Annotated in this window: 1 protein-coding gene; it reads right to left on the reverse strand. The window is 28.9% G+C overall.

What is annotated here, in order from left to right:
* Nucleotides 1–57: 57 nt before the first annotated feature.
* On the reverse strand, nt 58–375 hold the full coding sequence (locus B3J44_RS08850) for a GIY-YIG nuclease family protein (protein WP_286967877.1): 318 nt from the start codon (nt 373–375) through the stop codon (nt 58–60).
* Between the last annotated feature and the right edge of the window lie 88 nt (nt 376–463).

Raw genomic sequence — 463 nt, forward strand, 5'->3', positions numbered from 1 at the left:
GTCATTTCGAGGAACGAGAAATCACAAACGTAAATCGACAAAGAATTGAAAAAAAACTCATTCAAAATGAAAATTAAGAAATTCAAAAGTTTCATTAAAACCTCTTATTAATTCAATTTTCTTATCTCTTCGCCATTTCTTCAATTTTTTTTCTCTTGCGATTGCTTCCTGTATCCATGTGAATTTTTCGTAATAAACTAAAAACTGAATATTATATTTTGCAGCAAAACTGCTAATATTTAAATCTATATTTTCTTTATGCTTTGCAAGTCTTTTCTTTAAGTTATTAGTAACTCCAATATAAAAAGAAGTTCGATGTTCATTTGTCAGAATGTAAACGTAATAAGTATGATAACCAAGTTGAGGATTTAGCATTTTTTTTGTACGAATATACGTATTTTAAATCTGGTTTGTCATTTCGAGGAACGAGAAATCGCACTCGGGAATCGACAAAGATTGGCGA

The sequence above is a fragment of the Flavobacterium sp. UBA4854 genome (assembly GCF_002399805.1).
GTDB lineage: Bacteria > Bacteroidota > Bacteroidia > Flavobacteriales > Flavobacteriaceae > Flavobacterium > Flavobacterium ginsengisoli.

Coding starts and splice junctions, on each gene's coding strand:
- B3J44_RS08850 (WP_286967877.1), bottom strand. CDS start 375: ATGCTAAATCCTCAACTTGGTTATCATACTTATTACGTTTACATTCTG.